Below are 16,061 nucleotides of genomic sequence, written 5' to 3' on the forward strand. Positions count from 1 at the left end.
AGCCGATCTACGATGCAAGCTCTAAGCTTCAGGAGCGACTGGACTTCCCACACCTCCTCCGATGATCAGTCGGAAGACATGACGCCTGTTTAGGGACGACAGGTCCAGATACAAGGAGCGGCTTCAGCCGCGACGAGGCGTTACCGATAACGCCCTGTCGCGGCTGAAGCCGCTCCTGCGAATGGCATTCCTTGGTTACTGGCGATGCCCGCAAGCTGCAACCGCCGCCAGGGCGACTCAACCGCTGTTGGGCTTGAGCAGTTGCAGCACGGCTTCGCGGTGGCCCGGCGGCGCGTTGCGATAGCGTGCCAATAGCGCACGCTCCTGCGCATCCTGGGCCAGCAAGGGATAGTCGGAGGGCAGGTCCTGCACGCGCTTGCCCGGGCCCACGCCGCACACCAGTTCGTCGAGCGAGCGATTCAGCACGTTGCGCAGCGTCGGCAGCAGGCGAAAGCTCGGCGTTTCGCGGTCGTTCTCCCAGGCCGACACCGATGACTTGGTCACGTCCAGCGCGAAGCCCAACTGTTCCTGGGTGAGCCCGGCGGCTTTTCTGGCTTCGCGCAAACGGTCGCCGAAGCTATTCATCGCGGTGGGCCTCGGGGGACGGCGGGCCTACCAAGATATGGAGCATCCGTCGGCTTGTCGTACAGCCACGCTTGACTCCAATTGTTCGGAGATTCAATACTTGCGCGGTGTGGAATGTACGGACGCGCGAGGATGCGCATGCAGGACATGGACGTTGTGGACACGAGGGTGTCGGCGCCGCGGTGCGCCGCCGCCCCGCGCTTGCCGATCGCGGCACGACGCGGCGCCTGCCGGTGCGTGGGGGAGGGCGCATGGCCACCTACGAGGTGAGACTCCGGCGCATCGCGCAACTGGAGCCGTCCTTGCAGGTGCTGGTGCATGCCGCCAATGCCTACCTGGCCGCGCGTGCGGCCGAACGCCACAACCCGGGCTACCGTGCCTACAAGGTGGCGGTGTGGGTGAAGGGCGTGCGCGTGGACATCGGTCCGTTGCGTCCGCCGCAGCGCTGAGCGTCGCGGCCTGCGCGCAGCCAACAAAAAACCCGCCGAAGCGGGTTTTGAGATCTTTCTCGACCTGTCGGTCGTGGTGCCCAGGAGAGGACTCGAACCTCCACGGTTTTACCCGCTAGTACCTGAAACTAGTGCGTCTACCAATTCCGCCACCTGGGCAACTCAGAACGAGAATTGTGCGTGTGGCGGCGGATGCTGTCAAGCGTTTTGCGACAGCGGCGTTGCACCGCCGTCGCGTGCGATCGATCGCGACCTCAGTAGCCCACGTTGAAGCGCAGGCCCTGGTTGATCGCGCAGCGATAGCCGAGGGTGCTGCCGGTCTGCTGGTAGCTGGGCAGGGCGAACACGAACATGGTGAAGTCCACGGTGTTGTCCGGATGCACCTGGTAGCGCAGGAACTGCTGGATCGGCTTGCCGTCGCGGCCGACGGTGACATGGTCGTCGGCGAAGGACAGGGTGCCGTCGGCGGTGACGCGGTAGGCGCCGATGCGCAGGCCGCCGCGGGTCTGGCTGGGCGTGGCGCCGCCGGAGGTGGGCGTGCACTGGCTCAGGTCGATCGCCACGGCGACCGAGGCGCCGCTGTCGAGGGCGCGCTGGATCTGGGTGAGCGAGCCGAGCGTGGCGTCGTCGGCAGTGGCAGTGGCGGCGGAAGCGCTGCTGGCGCTGGCGAACAGGGCGGCGGCGAGCAGGGAGGCGGACAGGCTGTGCATGGGGGATGCTCCGGAGCGTGGGGGAGGGCGACGGATTGCCGGATGCAAACTAGCGAGGCGCCGATCCGGGTCAACCGACAAAATCGCGAACTTCCGGCGCCGTCACGGCGCATCTTCGAAGCCGGTCGGTTTGTGACCGCGCTGTGTCGGAATCGGCATTGCGCATGCGGTTTTCCGCCGAATTCGCGGGACGCCGAAGCGTGCGCACGTGCACAGCTGCGCAGCAGCCGGTGTTTGCGTGGTGCCGCCGCATCCAGCGGTCGGATCGCGTCATCGATGCCGTCGATCGCGACCCGGTGCGAAATAGGCGTTGACAAGGCCGCGGCGGCACCGCAGAATTCGCGGCCTTCAGCGCCCAGGTGGCGGAATTGGTAGACGCACTAGTTTCAGGTACTAGCGGGTAAAACCGTGGAGGTTCGAGTCCTCTCCTGGGCACCACAGGCAACATCGCGAGAGCGCTGAACTCTCGCACCGACCGGCCCGCTGACGCGGGCTTCGTCGTTTCTGGGGCGTGCATTCGCCGCCGGCGCGCGACCCGGTTCGGGTGGGGGCCACCCGCATGGGAGTACCATGCACGGATGACAACTCGCAAAAGCAAGTCCGGCAAGCCCGGCACATCCGCGTCCAGCGACGCGCCCACCCCCGATACGCCGAAGAAATCGCGTCTGCCCGCCTGGATGCCCAGCTTCCTGCGCCGCGGCCCCAAGCCGCCGCTGCAACCGCTGCACCCGCCGTCGCCACCGCCGGCGGCCGCACCCGATGCCGCCGCCCCGATCCAGGACCCCTATGCCGCACGCGAGGCCGAGCGCTATGCGCAGCCGATCGCCAGTCGCGAGGCGATCCTGCAATTGCTCGAACGCTGCGATGGCCCGCAGACCCTGGACGAACTGGCCGACCAGCTCGGCCTGACCGAGCCGACGCGCAAGGAAGCGCTGAGCAAGCGCCTGGGCGCGATGCTGCGCGAAGCACAGCTGGTGCAGAACCGCCGCGGCGGCTACGCGCCGCTGCAGCAGACCAACCTGATCCCCGGCGTGGTGATCGCCAATCCGGACGGCTTCGGCTTCCTGCGTCCTGACGAAGGCGGCGACGATCTGTTCCTGCCGCCGTACGAGATGCGCAAGGTGCTGCATGGCGACCGTGCGCTGGCCAACGTCACCGGCATCGACCGCCGCGGCCGCCGCGAGGGCAGCATCGCGCGCGTACTCGAGCGCGGCCTGACCCGCCTGATCGGCCGCTTCAGCCTGGAAGCCGGCATCGCCTTCGTGGTGCCGGACGACAAGCGCATCCAGCGCAACGTGCAGATCCCCACCGACGCCGTCGGCGAGGCCCGCGACGGGCAACTGGTGGTGTGCGAACTCACCTCTGCGCCGGACGCGCGGCGCCCGCCGATCGGCAAGATCATCGCGGTGCTTGGCGACAAGCTGACCCCGTCGCTGCTGGTGGAAGCGGCGATCCACGGCCACGAGCTGCCCTACGAATTCCCGCAGGCCGTGCTGGACGAAGCCGCGGCGGTGCCGCTGACGGTGGAGCCTGCCGCGACCAAGGGCCGCGTGGACCTGCGGCAGACGCCGCTGGTGACCATCGACGGTGCCGACGCCAAGGACTTCGACGACGCGGTGTTCTGCGAGCCCAACGCCGACGGTTTCCGCCTGGTGGTGGCGATCGCCGACGTGTCGCACTACGTGCGTCCGGGTACGCCGCTGGATACCGAGGCGGTCAAGCGTGCGACTTCGGTGTACTTCCCGGGCTTCGTGGTGCCGATGCTGCCGGAGACGCTGTCCAACGGTATCTGCTCGCTCAACCCCAAGGTCGACCGCATGTGCTTCGTCTGCGACATGCAGATCGATCGCCAGGGCGAGGTGGCCGGCGCACGTTTCTACGAGGCGGTGATGAACTCGCATGCGCGGCTCACCTACGAGCAGGTGTGGCAGGCGGTGGGCGAGAAGGACGCGCAGGTGCGCAAGGACGTGGCGGCGGTGCTGCCGCAGCTGGAGCGGCTGCATCAGCTGTACCAGATCCTGGCCAAAGCGCGTGCGCGCCGCGGCGCGATCGAGTTCGAGACCTCCGAAGTGCGTTTCGTGCTCGACAACACCGGCGAGGTGACACAGGCCGGCATGCTGGTGCGCAACGACGCGCACAAGCTGATCGAGGAATGCATGATCGCCGCCAACGTGGCCGCGGCGCGCTACTTGCTGGAGACGCACATTCCGGCGCCGTTCCGCGTGCACGAGCGCCCGCCGGAATCCAAGTACGCCGACCTGCTGGAGTTCCTCAAGGAGTTCAAGCTGAGCCTGCCGGCGTGGAGCAAGGTGGTGCCGGGCGACTACACCAAGCTGCTGAAGAAGGTGCGCGAGCGCCCGGACGCGGCGCTGCTGGAATCGGTGCTGCTGCGCAGCCAGAGCATGGCGGTGTACTCGCCCGACAACGCCGGCCACTTCGGCCTGGCGCTGGAGGCCTACGCGCATTTCACCTCGCCGATCCGCCGCTATCCGGACCTGCTGGTGCACCGCGCGATCAAGTACGCGCTGACCCGCGGCGCGCCGGACAAGTACCTGTACGCGCCGCGCGAGATGGCGGCATTGGCGCTGCAGTGCTCCGAGCGCGAGCGCCGCGCCGACGAGGCCGAGCGCGAGGTCGACGAGCGCTACCGCGCCGCGTGGATGGAGAAGCACGTCGGCGGGCAGTTCGATGGCGTGGTCAGCGGCGTGACCAGCTTCGGCCTGTTCGTCGAGCTGGACCAGTCCAAGGTCAACGGCCTGATCCACGTGACCCAGTTGCCGCAGGACTATTACCAGTTCGACGCGACCCGCAAGACCCTGACCGGCGAGCGCCGCGGGCGCGAGTTCCGCTTGGGCGACCGCGTGCGCATCGTGGTGCTGAAGGCGAGCATGGAAGAGCGCAAGATCGACTTCCGGCTGGTCGAGGAAGGTTCATCGGCACACGACGATTTGCCGCCGCCACCACCACGCGGGCAACCGGCCAAGCGCAAGAAAAAGAAGTACTGACGGCGTGCGTCGCGGCGGTCGTGGCGACCGCCGCTGCGCCGCCCCGCATGCACGGGAGGAGCGGCGATGGAGCAGGAGCAGTACAGCGGCGGGTGCCAGTGCGGCGCGGTACGTTTTCGCGTCCGTGGACAGCTGCACGATGCCTCGATCTGCCACTGCCGGATGTGCCAGAAGGCGTTCGGTGCCTACTACGCGCCGCTGGTCTCCACCCGCGGTGCGGAACTGATCTGGACCCGCGGCGCGCCAAAGCGTTTCGCTTCGTCGAACCTGGTGCAGCGCGGCTTCTGCGCCGAGTGCGGCACGCCGCTCACCTACGAAGCGCCGGATGGCATCGCGGTGGCCGCAGGTGCCTTCGATCGGCCGGAGGCCCTGCCGCCGACCATCCAGTACGGCATCGAAGCCAAGCTGCCGTTCGTGGATGCGCTGCATCGGCTGCCGGCGACCCGCACCGAGGGCGATCTGGCGGCCGCGCCGTTCCTGGCCGATGTCGTGTCGCGCCAGCATCCGGACCACGACACCGAGCGCTGGCCGGGCTGAGCCGCTATCGGCGGCGCTTGGGATCCCTGCGTTCTAGAACCATCGATCGCGAAAGGCGGGAGGGCAGGAGGTTCAGGCCGCCTGCAGTCGGGACTGAAGTCCTTCACACAAGGCTGCGCTGCGTCCGGCGCTGCGTCGGTAGTCTTGCCGCCGCGATATGCATGCCCGGCATTGCGGGAAGTGGGACATCGCGGGCAAGCCGCTTCTGCCAATCCCCAATCCCCAATCCCGGCCCCCAGGTGTGACGCCAGCGGCCACAACCCCTACCATGCCCGCTTTCCTTTCGCGTAGTCCCGCCTCATGAGCAAGCAGAACCAGTGGATCGTCGGCGTCAACGCCGTGGCGTCGTCGATCGAGAACGACGCGGACAACGTGCGCGAGGTGCTGGTGGAGGCGGGCAGCAAGAATCCGCGCCTGCAGGAGATCGAGGAGAACGCGCGGCGCAAGGGCATCGACGTGCGGCGGGTGAACACCCAGGCGCTGGACGGCGTCGGCGGCTCGGTACGGCACCAGGGCGTGGCCGCGCGCTACGCCGCGGCGCGCACCTGGGCCGAGAGCGAACTGGAAGGTCTGGTCAGCGCCGCCGAGGGCCGCGCACTGCTGCTGGTGCTGGACGGCGTGCAGGACCCGCACAACCTCGGCGCCTGCCTGCGCAGCGCCGCGGCGGCAGGGGTGACCGCGGTGGTGATTCCCAAGGACAAGTCGGCGCCGGTCAACGCCACCGTGCGCAAGACCTCGGCCGGCGCCGCCGACCGCCTGCCGATCGTGGCGGTGACCAACCTGGCGCGCTGCCTGCGCGAGCTGCAGAAGCAGGGCGTGTGGATCTACGGCCTGGCCGGCGAGGCCGAGACCTCGCTGTACGCGCAGGACCTGCGTGGCAATGTGGCACTGGTGTTGGGTGGCGAGTCCGATGGCCTGCGCCGGCTGACCCGCGAGCACTGCGACGGCCTGGTGCGCATCCCGATGCCGGGCGAGATCGAGAGCCTCAACGTCTCGGTCGCCGCGGGCGTGACCCTGTTCGAGGCGGTCCGTCAGCGCATGGGCTGAGCGCGGCGCCGCCGCGGCCAGCCTACGACGCCACTGGCGCTCCCTCATCGGGAGCAAAGCCCCTCTCCCGCCGGGAGAGGGGTTGGGGTGAGGGTACGAGGCGAAGCCCTCGTGTATCAGGCCGACGCAAGGCTTCGCCCGTACCCTCATCCGCCCCCTGCGGGGGCACCTTCTCCCGGCGGGAGAAGGGAGCGCGGGGCGCCAGGAGCCCGAAGCCCCTCTCCCGCCGGGAGAGGGGTTGGGGTGAGGGTACGGGGCGAAGCCCTCGCGTATCAGGCCGACGCAAGGCTTCGCCCGTACCCTCATCCGCCCCTTCGGGGCACCTTCTCCCGGTGGGAGAAGGAACGCTCTGCTATCGAGCCCCGTCGGCGATGCCCTCTGCAACCCGCCCCGGCTTAACCGCCACGCAATCTTCACGCGTCCTTTTTCCTGTGTCTGCTACCGCCTCCACCCGCAGCGCCGCTTTTTTGCCTACCATGGGCGCTCGTCCCGTGTTCCGCTCCGGTAATGAGTCTGTGTCGCCCCCGTCCTTTTGACTCTGGCACCCCGCGCCAGGGTCCTGTCGCGCCCCGCCTGCGTCGGATCGGGTCGGCACAGTGAACGTTGCCAGGGGGAGGGGGAACGCGGCGCTCGCACGCGACCGCGGGTGCGTTTGGGCGCGCGCATGGTCGGTGCTGCTGGTCCTGCTGCTGGCGCTGGGCGTGGCCTGGCGCGCCGTCGCCGCCGACGGCGCGGCGAATGGGGTGCCGCCGCTACGCGACTACGCGATCGATTCCTGGACTTCGCGCAACGGCTTGCCGCACAACTCCCTGCGCGATCTGGCGCAGACCCCGGACGGCCGCCTGTGGTTCGCCACCTGGGAAGGGCTGGTGCGCTACAACGGCCTGGACTTCACCGTCATCGACCGCAGTACCCGCCCGGGCCTGCCCGACAACGGCGTGGGCTCGCTGTATGTGGACCGTGCCGGCGCGCTGTGGCTCAGCGATTCGCGCGGCAATCTCGGCCGCCACGATGCGGCCGGCCACTGGCGCTTCTGGCGGCAGCCGCCGGGCTGGCCGCATGCGCTGATCCACGCCATGACCCAGGACCGCGACGGCCGCATGTGGCTGCTGTTCGAGGGCAATGGTCTGGGCTGCCTGTGGCCGGACGGTCGCTTCGATTACCAACCGGCGCCGCGCGATCTGCCGTTGGCGGCGAGCTTTCCGCAGCTTGCCGCCGACGATCAGGGGCGGCTCTGGATCGGCAGTCTCGACGGCCTGCTGTACCGCGACCCGCAGGGTGTGCTGCGGCGCGCGCCGGCCGCCTTCGGTCTGCCGGGGCTGGCCTGGCCGTATCGCGCGCCGGACGGCTCGCTGTGGCTGGTGGCCGGGGAGAATCTGTATCGGTTGCAGGGCGAGCACGCGGTGCTGGTGCAGCACCTGCCGGGCTATGGGCATTTCACCTCGATGCTGCTCGACCGCGACGGCGCGATCTGGCTGGGCACCGAGAACCAGGGGTTGCTGCGGATCAGCGCGCACGGCATCGAGCGCATGCTGCCGGGCGACGTGCTGCCCAACGGGCGCATCGTCAGCCTGCTGCAGGATGCCGAGGGTAGTATCTGGATCGGCGCCAATGGCGGCCTGTTCCGCCTGCGCGAGACCCTGTTCGCCGGCTACACCCGCCGCGACGGGCTCAGCGGCGACTACGTGCGCGCGTTGCTGGAGACCCCGGATGGCGCGCTGTGGATCGGCAGCGCCGCCGGCCTGGACCGGATGGCACCGGACGGACGGATCGCCCCGGTCGCACTGCGCGACGCGCCATCGGTGCTGAGCCTGGCGCGCGGCCTCGACGGCGACCTGTGGATGGGCACCTATGCCGACGGCGTGTACCGCCTGCGCGACGGCCGCGTCGTGCGCCACTACGGAACGCGCGAGGGATTGCCCAACGGGCAGGTGCGCGCGCTCAGCGTCGATGCGGCCGGCACGGTCTGGGTCGCCACGCGCAGCGGGGTGATGCGCATCGACGGCGACCGGCTGTCCGCGCCGGACGTGCCCGGCCTGCCGCATGGCCTGATCACGGCCCTGGCCAGCGTCGATGGGGCGCTGTGGATCGGCTCGGTCGAAGGCGTGTCGGTGCTGCGCGACGGCCGGGTGCGGCAGTTGGCGCTGGAGCCGCTGGGCGGCGCGCGCACCGTGTTCGGATTCCAGGCGCTGGGCCGCGACATGTGGATCTCCACCGACCGCGGCCTGCACCGCGACCGCGACGGCCAGTTGGCGCGCGTCGGACTGGAGCAGGGCATGCCAGTGGATGCGGTGTTCCAACTGGTCCGCGATCGCCTCGGCAACGTCTGGATCAGCAGCAACCGCGGCGTGTTGCGCACCACGGTGGCGGCGCTGAACGCAGTCGCCGACGGCCGCCAGGCACGATTGCAGGTGAACCGCTACGACGAGATCGACGGCATGTCCAACGCCCAGGGCAACGGCAGTTCCGGGCCGTCGATGATCCTGCGCCACGACGGCACGGTGTGGCTGGTCACCGCCGGCGGCGTCAGCACGGTCGATCCGCGACGCCTTGCCCGCTTCCGCGATCGCGTGCCGCCGCCGGCGGCGATCGAGAGCGTGCTGCTGGATGGCCAGCCCTTTCCCTGGCAGAACAAGACGGAGCTGCCTGGTGCCAAGCGCATCAGCGTGTCCTATGTCGGCTTGAGCTATCTGCTGCCCGAGCGCATCCGCTACCGCACCCGGCTCGACGGCCTGGACAGCGGTTGGATCGACCGCGGCAACCAGCGCAGCGTGGAGTTCATCGGCCTGCCGCCGGGCGACTACACGCTGCACGTGGCCGCGGCGCACCCGGACGGCGCCTGGAGCACCCGCGAGGCGGTCTGGCACTTCAGCGTGGCGCCGCTGTGGTGGCAGCGGCACAGCGTGCAGGCGGCGGCCGTGGCGCTGTTGGTGCTGACGCTGGTGCTGCTGTACCGCTACATGATCGCGCGCTACAAGCGTCGCGCGCTGCGCCTGGAAAGGCTGGTGGAGCGGCGCACCAGCGCGCTGCGGCTGCAGACCGAGCGCCTGCTGCAGGCCGATGCCGAGAAGAGCCAGTTGCTGGCGGAACTGCAGCGCCAGGCCACCGCCTTCGAGCGCCTGGCGCACGAGGATGCGCTGACCGGCCTGCCGAACCGGCGTCACTTCGACGAGGTGCTGGTGCACAGCATGCAGCGTGCGCAACGCAGCGGCGCGCCGCTGTGCCTGCTGGTGATGGACATCGACCGCTTCAAACAGATCAACGACGGCTATTCGCATGCCACCGGCGATGCGGTGCTGCGCGAGGTCGGGCAGCTGCTGCTGAGCGCCTGCCGCGCCTCCGACCTGCCGGCGCGCCTGGGCGGCGAAGAGTTCGCGGTGCTGCTCGGCGACACGCCGCTGGCCGATGCCGAGCGCCTGGCCACGCGCCTACGCGACCTGTTCCATGCGCGCCTGCAGTGGGCGCCCGAAGCGCCCGCGCTGCGCGTCACCTTCAGCGGTGGTCTGGTCGCGCTACGCCCGGACGAGACGCCGAGCCAGTGGCTGGAACGCGCCGATGGGGCCCTGTACCGCGCCAAGGGCATGGGGCGCGATCGGGTGTGCGTGGGCTGAGCACGCGTCCGGGCATGCGGCTGGGCGCTGTCGTTCTAGGGTGTTGTCGTTCTGCTTTGTAGTGTGCATCGCAGGCGCGCGGTTCAGCGTGTGGCGTGGTGGTCCAGCATCTCCAGCGCCATCTGCGCTGCCTCGCGGATGTCTGGCTGTTCCGACCGCAACGACAGGGCCAGCCCCTCGCGCAAGGTCGGATCCGCAAAGGCGGCGGCCAACTGCGTGACCCAGTAGCGGCTACCGTCAGGTAGCGCCGGATCGTCCAGCGCCTCCCGGATCGCGGCGATGGCGTCTGCGCGGTCGCAGGCGAGGAACACGTCCTCGACCAGCGGGTAGACGCCCCAGCCATCGCCGTTGCCGAAGGAGCGCAGGAACAGCGGCAACGCGGCGTGCTCGGGAGCGGTGAGAAACAGCCGTCTCGCCGCGTCGTAGGCGTCGATCAGCTCCTGGGTGAGCTGGTCGTCGTCGGGCATCGGTTGATGCGCGCGCAGGAAGGACAGGGCGTCGGTCGTGTTCACTGGGTGGATCGTTCGCGGGGCACGTCCGCCATGATGCGCCTTGTCTTGTGGAAGAACAGGGTCTTTGTACGTGCACGCATCGCTGATGCCGATGCGCGGACGCGCTGGATGCCGGCGAGCGAGCGCAGGATCAGCGCGCAGGCAGGTGGCGCGATACCTTCGCGGTCAGCAGCTGCACCAGCGCCGGATCCATGTAGGCGAAGTCGTCGGGGATGTTCAGGCAGACGATGCGTGCGCGGCCGAGGTGGCGCTTGAACCGGCGCGACAGCTTGGCGCGGTGCGTCGGTTCCATGACGAAGACGATGTCCGCCCACTCCAGCAATTCCGGGGTGACCGGGGTGTCCGCGTCGTGGTCGATGCCGGCCGAGGCGGTCTCCACGCCGGGCCAGGTGGCGAACACCTGTTCCGCGGTGGGGCTGCGCAACCGATTGCGGCTGCAGACGAATAGCACGTTGCGGGTCATGCGGCGCGCTGCCGGCGTGCGTGCGGCGCTATCACCAGCCGTTCGGGCGCAATGCCGCCGGGCCAACACGACGGCGTCGCGCGTGTGCCGCGCAAGGCGCGACGCGGCTCATGGCGCCGCGGCGACCGGCGGGGCCGGCCAGGCATTGGCGATCTTGCAGAACAGGCGCGCGGTCTGCTCGGTGTCGTAGACCGCGCTGTGCGCGTCGGCGGCGTTCCAGTCGAAACCGGCGGCCTGCACCGCGCGCGCCAGCACGGTCTGGCCGTAGGCAATACCGGCCAGGGTGACGGTGTCGAACACGCTGAAAGGGTGGAACGGATTGCGCTTGTGGCCGCAGCGGGCGACCGTGGCATTGAGGAAGTTGAGGTCGAAATGGGCGTTGTGGCCGACCAGGATGGCGCGCTGGCAACCGTACTTCTTCACTGCCGCGCGCACCGGCGCGAACACGTGGTCCAGCGCCTCGCGTTCGGGCTTGGCGAAGCGGAACGGATGGTCAAGGACGATGCCGGTGACCTCCAGCGACTTGGGATCGATCAGGGTGCCGGGCGCCGGCACCACGTGCGCGCTGGCGGTGACGCCGGGATACAGCTGGCCGAAATCGTCCATCTCGATCGGCACCACCGCGATCTCCAGCAGCGCGTGCTTGTTCCAGTCGAAACCGCCGGTTTCCACGTCCACCACCACCGGCAGATAGCCGCGGAAACGCCGCGACATCGGGGTGATGACCAGGGGTTGCGAGGGGCTGTCGACCGAATCGTTCATCGGCCAAGGTTAGCAGAGCGCGGCCGCCGGCCGCCGCGGCGTCATCCCGGCATGCGCGTGCCGAGCACGCTGCCCTGCGCGCGCAGCCGTTCCAGCAGTGCCGCACCTTCGTGCAGCAGGGCGGCCGGCGCCAGGCCGTGGGTGGCGGCCAGGTCCAGCAGCAGCGCTCGTCCGCTGCGCGTGCCGGGCTGCAGCGCCGCCAGCACGGCGTAGGCCAGCGGCGCCAGTTCGGCGAAGCGCACCTGCCCGTCGGCCTCGCGCCGCGCCAGCAGGCAGGTCGGCTGCGCCGGCGCCGCGTCCGGCTGCCAGGCCGGGCCGATGCGCTGCACCGGCCAGCGGTAGCGCAGCAGGCGCAGCCAGGGCGACAGCAGCGGGATGCCGTCGAGCAGGTCGCCGTGCGGATCGTGCGGCGGCAGCGCGGCGTCGTCGATCTGCACCTGCAGTTCCACGGTTTCGTAGTCCGCCAGTTCGGCCAGCCACGGACGCTCCGGATCGGGTGCGCGCTGCTCCAGGAACGCCACCAGTTCGCCGCCCAGGCGCGGGAACAGCGGCGTGCGGGCGCGGTGCTCGGCGCAGAACGCGCGTAGCAGTGCCGTCCAGTCGGTGTCGCCGAGGGTGGCGCGCAGCACCGGGAACTGGCCGCCCAGCAAGTGCGCCAGGTTGTCGAAGAACAGGGCGCGGTACACCGCCAGGCGCTGCGGTGGGATGTCGGCCGGCGGCGGGTATCGCTGCGGATCGCGCAAATGCCGGGTCAGGGCGAACTGCTGCGCGCGCAGGGTCTCGCTCATGCGCTGGGCGCCTGCGCCTGCGCGCTGCGGATGCGCTGCACTTCGTCCAGCAGTTCTCCCAGCGGCGGGAACTGGCCGTCGCGCTCGAGCACGGTCGGACGCACGCCGTGCAGGCGATAGGCGGCGGCGAGCAGGGTCCACACCGGATCGGTCACCGGCGCGGCGTGGGTATCGATCTTCAGGCCGCTGGCGGCGTCGTCGCGGTGACCGGCGACGTGGTACGAGGCGATGCGTGCGCTGGGCATGGCGGCGAGAAAGGCCAGCGCGTCGTCGCCGTGGTTGCTGGCGTTGACGTGCACGTTGTTGACGTCCAGCAGCAGGTCGCAGTCGGCCTCGTCCAGCACCGCGGCCACGAAGGCGGCTTCGCTCATCGCCTGGCCGGGCGCGGCGTAGTAGGAGACGTTCTCCACCGCGATGCGCCGGCCAAGCGCGTCCTGCACCTGGGCGATGCGTGCGCCGACATGGCGCACCGCTTCGTCGGTGAACGGCAGCGGCAGCAGTTCGTAGAGTTGGCCGTCGTCGGCGCTGTAGCTGAGGTGTTCGCTGTACAACGCGACCCGGTGCCGGTCGAGGAAGTGCCGGGTCTGCAGCAGCAGGGTGGTGTCCAGCGCGGCCACGCCACCGAGCGACAGCGACAGGCCGTGGCAGCTGAGCGGATGCCGCGCGCTCAGCGTCTGCAGCAGTTCCCCGGGACGGCCGCCGACGCCGATCCAGTTGTCCGGCGCGCATTCGAGGAAATCGAACGCATCGGTTGGTGCTTGCAGCAGTTCCGGCAGCAAGCCGCGACGCAGCCCGAGGCCGGCGCTGGCCGCAGCAAGGGGGCTCGGTTCAGAGGCTGCCACCGCATTTGCCCTCGCCGCACTTGCCTTCGGCCATGGCCTTGTCGTCGTGCTTGGCCTGGGGCGTGGCGGCGCCAGCGGCCGCCTCGGGCTTGGCCGGCGTCGCCGCCGGGGCGTGCGCGCCGCAACTGCCGTCGCCGGCCTTGGCGCCGCAGCCGCCTTCGCTGGCCTTGGCCGGATCGGCGGCCTGCCTGGCCTGCGCCGGTGGCGCGGGCGTTGCCGGCGCGGTCGCCTCGGTGCTTTGCGGCGGGGTGACGGCAGCCTGCGCGCCGAGCGCATAGCCCTGGGCGAGATCGGTCATGGCCAGGGCGGAGGCGGACAGGCCGATGCCGCCGAGCAGGACCGCACCGGCGAGGGCAGGGGACGGGCGGGGCGATCTGGACATGGGCAGGCTCCTGGCGATGGGATGACACCAGCCGCGGCGGCCGGCGCTGGGCCAAGCCTACCCGCTGCGGCTCGCCCGCGGCAAAGCGCATTGCACATGCGGTCGCTGCGCCGCGCACGCTGTCCGTGCTGGCGCGCGCGGCGCAGTCGCGCCTCAGCGTGCTGCAGTCGCTGCAGGTGGGACGGAGGGCACGGGCTGCCAGCCGCCTCCCAGTGCCCTGAACGCCGCCACGGCGGCATGCGCCGCGTCGGCCTGCGCTTGGGCTCTCGCGTCCGATGCCTGCAGCAGCGTCGCGTCGGCCTGCAGCACCTCGATCAGGCTCGCGGTCCCGTGCTGATACGCCGCGAACGAGGACTGCCTGGCACGGGACAGCGCAGCTTCGCCTTGCGTCAACCTCGCGCTCTGTTCGCCTCGGTTGAGCACGGCAGACAAGGCGTTCTCGACGTCCTCGGTCGCGCGCAAAACGGCCTGGCGGTAGGCGGCCAGCGCTTCCGCATCCTGCCCCTTGGCGAGCGCGATCTGCGCGTTGATGCGGCCGAAGTCGAACAGCCGCCAGCGCAGGCCCAACACGGCCGACGCCTGGTTCGCGCCGCCGTCGAACAGATGGCCGGCGGAAATCGCCGTGGCGCTTCCCAGCAGGCCGCTGAGCGAAAACGTGGGGTAGTACGCCGCGATCGCCGCACCGATGCGCGCATTGCTCGCCGCGAGCCGGCGTTCGGCCACGATCAGGTCCGGGCGTCGCTGCAGCAGATCGGCGGGCGAGCCCATGTCGGCGATCCGTGGCGGCGAGGGAATCGGCGCGAGCGCGCTGAGTTCGCCGCGATGCGTTCCCGGCGGAACGGCCAGCATCACATCCAGTGCGTTCATGGCGGCTTCGAGGCCGGTCTGCAGCGCGGGAACGGTCGCTTGCACGCCTGCCAGCGCGCCTTCTGCCTGCCGGAGCTGGTAATCGGCGGCCAGTCCCTTGTCGTACAGGCGCTGCACTTTCGCCACCAGGTCGCGCTGGATCTGTACCTGTCGCTCGGCGATCGCCAGGCGGGTCTGCAAGCCACGGATGGCGATGTAGAGGTCCGCGGTCTGCGCCGCCACGGCCAGCCGCGTTGCCGCGGCACCGGCATGCGCGGCCTGGTAATCGGCCAGCGCCGCCTCGCGGCCGCGGCGCAGGCCGCCGAACAGGTCGATCTCCCAGCTTGCGCCAAGGTTGGCCTCCTCCGCATTGCCCCAGCGATCGAAACCCGGCGTGGCCGCAAGGACCTGACCGAGTGGGGTCTGGACCGATTGATAGGCACGCGCGGCCGAGCCGCTGATCTGCGCCGACGGCAGCAACGTCGCCGTGGTGGCACCCAGCGCGGCGCGTGCCTGGGCAACACGGGCCGCGGCCTGGGCCATGTCGAGGTTCTGGTCGATCGCCAGCCCGACGAAGTGGGTCAGCAAGGGATCGTCGAAGCCCTGCCACCACGTCGCCAGATCGGCAGCCGGCGCGCCATCGCCGCGGTCCGTTGCCGCCTTGCCCAGGTAGCGAGCAGGCACCGGCGCATCGGGTCGGTGATAGTCCGGGCCGACAGCGCAACCTGCCAGCACGCTGGCGCAGAGGAGCGGGGCGAGAGAGCGGCGGGGCAGCATGCGGGGCCTTGGGCTTGGCAGGTCGTGACCATATTATTAAATGGTCACTCGTTGTCAAGCTGGAGCGGCTTACGTAAGCTTCGAAAATGAGCAAAGCACACACGTCTGCGCCGCAACTGCGGGGACCTTCGGACCATGACGTCCGCGATCAGATCGTCGAGGCGGCGACCGACTATTTCGGCCGTTACGGTTACGGCAAGACCACCGTGTCCGAGCTGGCCAAGGCGATCGGGTTTTCCAAGGCCTACATCTACAAGTTCTTCGATTCCAAGCAGGCGATCGGCGAGGTCATCTGCTCCAATCGTCTGAGCGCGATCATGGTGGCGGTCGACGCCGCCGTCGCCGATGTTCCCGCGGCGGCGGAGCGTCTGCGCCGGATGTTCAAGGCGCTTGCGGAAGCCGGCAGCCACCTGTTCTTCCAGGAGCGCAAGCTCTACGACCTCGCCGCCACCTCCGCCAGCGAGTCGTGGCCGGCGGTCGGCGCCTACGAGGCCCATCTGAAGGCGCTGGTGCTGCAGATCGTGCGCGATGGCCGCGAAGCGGGGGAATTCGAACGCAAGACCCCGCTGGACGAGGCGGTCAACGCCATCTATCTGGTCATGCGCCCATACGTCAATCCGCTGTTGCTGCAGCACAACCTGGACAACGTCGCGGATGCGACGACGCAGTTGTCCAGCCTGATCCTGCGGAGCCTGGCGCCTTAGCTGAGTCTCTGTGACTATTGACTAATTTGGTCACAAGTAAA

Annotated in this window: 15 protein-coding genes and 2 tRNA genes; 7 read left to right on the top strand and 10 right to left on the bottom strand. The window is 69.7% G+C overall.

Translation table 11 applies throughout. From position 1 onward, the window contains the following. Positions 1 to 237: 237 nt before the first annotated feature. The gene (locus tag GGR64_RS12985; protein WP_160965714.1) at positions 238 to 585 is read right to left on the bottom strand and encodes a helix-turn-helix transcriptional regulator; all 348 of its coding nucleotides are present in this window, start codon (positions 583 to 585) and stop codon (positions 238 to 240) included. A 251-nt stretch (positions 586 to 836) separates the two neighbouring features. On the opposite strand from GGR64_RS12985, the gene GGR64_RS12990 reads away from it, so the two are divergent. After that, positions 837 to 1,034: a hypothetical protein gene (locus GGR64_RS12990; RefSeq protein ID WP_048491806.1), complete on the top strand. Its 198-nt coding sequence runs from the start codon at positions 837 to 839 to the stop codon at positions 1,032 to 1,034. 74 nt (positions 1,035 to 1,108) lie between these two features. Here the strand turns inward: GGR64_RS12990 and GGR64_RS12995 are convergent. After that, positions 1,109 to 1,193: transfer RNA gene (locus tag GGR64_RS12995), tRNA-Leu, on the bottom strand. A 95-nt stretch (positions 1,194 to 1,288) separates the two neighbouring features. Beyond that, the gene (locus GGR64_RS13000) at positions 1,289 to 1,744 is read right to left on the bottom strand and encodes a VirK family protein (protein WP_184646384.1); all 456 of its coding nucleotides are present in this window, start codon (positions 1,742 to 1,744) and stop codon (positions 1,289 to 1,291) included. Positions 1,745 to 2,097: 353 nt separating this feature from the next. Here GGR64_RS13000 and GGR64_RS13005 point away from each other — a divergent pair. The 5 genes from GGR64_RS13005 to GGR64_RS13025 all read left to right on the top strand — a co-directional run bounded on the left by GGR64_RS13005 (position 2,098) and on the right by GGR64_RS13025 (position 9,944). Then, positions 2,098 to 2,182: transfer RNA gene (locus tag GGR64_RS13005), tRNA-Leu, on the top strand. Between the two features lie 140 nt (positions 2,183 to 2,322). After that, complete coding sequence (gene rnr, locus GGR64_RS13010; RefSeq protein WP_184646386.1) at positions 2,323 to 4,749, top strand: ribonuclease R; 2,427 nt, start codon at positions 2,323 to 2,325, stop codon at positions 4,747 to 4,749. A gap of 66 nt (positions 4,750 to 4,815) precedes the next feature. Next, positions 4,816 to 5,286, top strand: coding sequence for a GFA family protein (locus GGR64_RS13015; RefSeq protein WP_184646388.1), 471 nt, complete (start codon positions 4,816 to 4,818; stop codon positions 5,284 to 5,286). Positions 5,287 to 5,586: 300 nt separating this feature from the next. Continuing rightward, positions 5,587 to 6,333 (top strand): 23S rRNA (guanosine(2251)-2'-O)-methyltransferase RlmB, encoded by a 747-nt coding sequence (rlmB, locus tag GGR64_RS13020; RefSeq protein ID WP_184447488.1) that lies wholly within the window; start codon positions 5,587 to 5,589, stop codon positions 6,331 to 6,333. Between the two features lie 701 nt (positions 6,334 to 7,034). Continuing rightward, a complete protein-coding gene (locus GGR64_RS13025) occupies positions 7,035 to 9,944 on the top strand; it encodes a diguanylate cyclase (protein ID WP_326520343.1) in 2,910 nt (969 codons plus the stop codon). Positions 9,945 to 10,027: 83 nt separating this feature from the next. Here the strand turns inward: GGR64_RS13025 and GGR64_RS13030 are convergent, their stop codons facing one another. The 7 genes from GGR64_RS13030 to GGR64_RS13060 all read right to left on the bottom strand — a co-directional run bounded on the left by GGR64_RS13030 (position 10,028) and on the right by GGR64_RS13060 (position 15,316). Beyond that, positions 10,028 to 10,456, bottom strand: coding sequence for a hypothetical protein (locus tag GGR64_RS13030; RefSeq protein WP_326520334.1), 429 nt, complete (start codon positions 10,454 to 10,456; stop codon positions 10,028 to 10,030). Positions 10,457 to 10,586: 130 nt separating this feature from the next. After that, entirely contained in the window at positions 10,587 to 10,919 is a 333-nt protein-coding gene (locus tag GGR64_RS13035) for a low molecular weight protein tyrosine phosphatase family protein (RefSeq protein ID WP_184646392.1), read from the bottom strand. Between the two features lie 108 nt (positions 10,920 to 11,027). Next, complete coding sequence (rnt, locus tag GGR64_RS13040) at positions 11,028 to 11,681, bottom strand: ribonuclease T (protein WP_160965730.1); 654 nt, start codon at positions 11,679 to 11,681, stop codon at positions 11,028 to 11,030. 41 nt (positions 11,682 to 11,722) lie between these two features. Continuing rightward, complete coding sequence (locus GGR64_RS13045) at positions 11,723 to 12,469, bottom strand: putative DNA-binding domain-containing protein (protein ID WP_184646394.1); 747 nt, start codon at positions 12,467 to 12,469, stop codon at positions 11,723 to 11,725. After that, entirely contained in the window at positions 12,466 to 13,311 is an 846-nt protein-coding gene (locus tag GGR64_RS13050) for a DUF692 domain-containing protein (protein WP_160965734.1), read from the bottom strand. The genes GGR64_RS13045 and GGR64_RS13050 overlap by 4 nt, the downstream gene beginning before the upstream one ends. Next, the gene (locus tag GGR64_RS13055) at positions 13,298 to 13,693 is read right to left on the bottom strand and encodes a hypothetical protein (RefSeq protein WP_160965736.1); all 396 of its coding nucleotides are present in this window, start codon (positions 13,691 to 13,693) and stop codon (positions 13,298 to 13,300) included. The genes GGR64_RS13050 and GGR64_RS13055 overlap by 14 nt, the downstream gene beginning before the upstream one ends. Before the next feature lie 153 nt (positions 13,694 to 13,846). Further along, on the bottom strand, positions 13,847 to 15,316 hold the full coding sequence (locus GGR64_RS13060; protein WP_184447493.1) for an efflux transporter outer membrane subunit: 1,470 nt from the start codon (positions 15,314 to 15,316) through the stop codon (positions 13,847 to 13,849). Positions 15,317 to 15,402: 86 nt separating this feature from the next. Here GGR64_RS13060 and GGR64_RS13065 point away from each other — a divergent pair, with 86 nt between their 5' ends. Continuing rightward, positions 15,403 to 16,020 carry a TetR/AcrR family transcriptional regulator gene (locus tag GGR64_RS13065; RefSeq protein WP_160965740.1) on the top strand — a complete coding sequence of 206 codons (618 nt, stop codon included), beginning with the start codon at positions 15,403 to 15,405 and terminating at the stop codon, positions 16,018 to 16,020. Positions 16,021 to 16,061: the final 41 nt, after the last annotated feature.

It is taken from the genome of Xanthomonas sp. 3307 (genome assembly GCF_014199735.1).
Taxonomy (GTDB): domain Bacteria; phylum Pseudomonadota; class Gammaproteobacteria; order Xanthomonadales; family Xanthomonadaceae; genus Xanthomonas_A; species Xanthomonas_A rydalmerensis.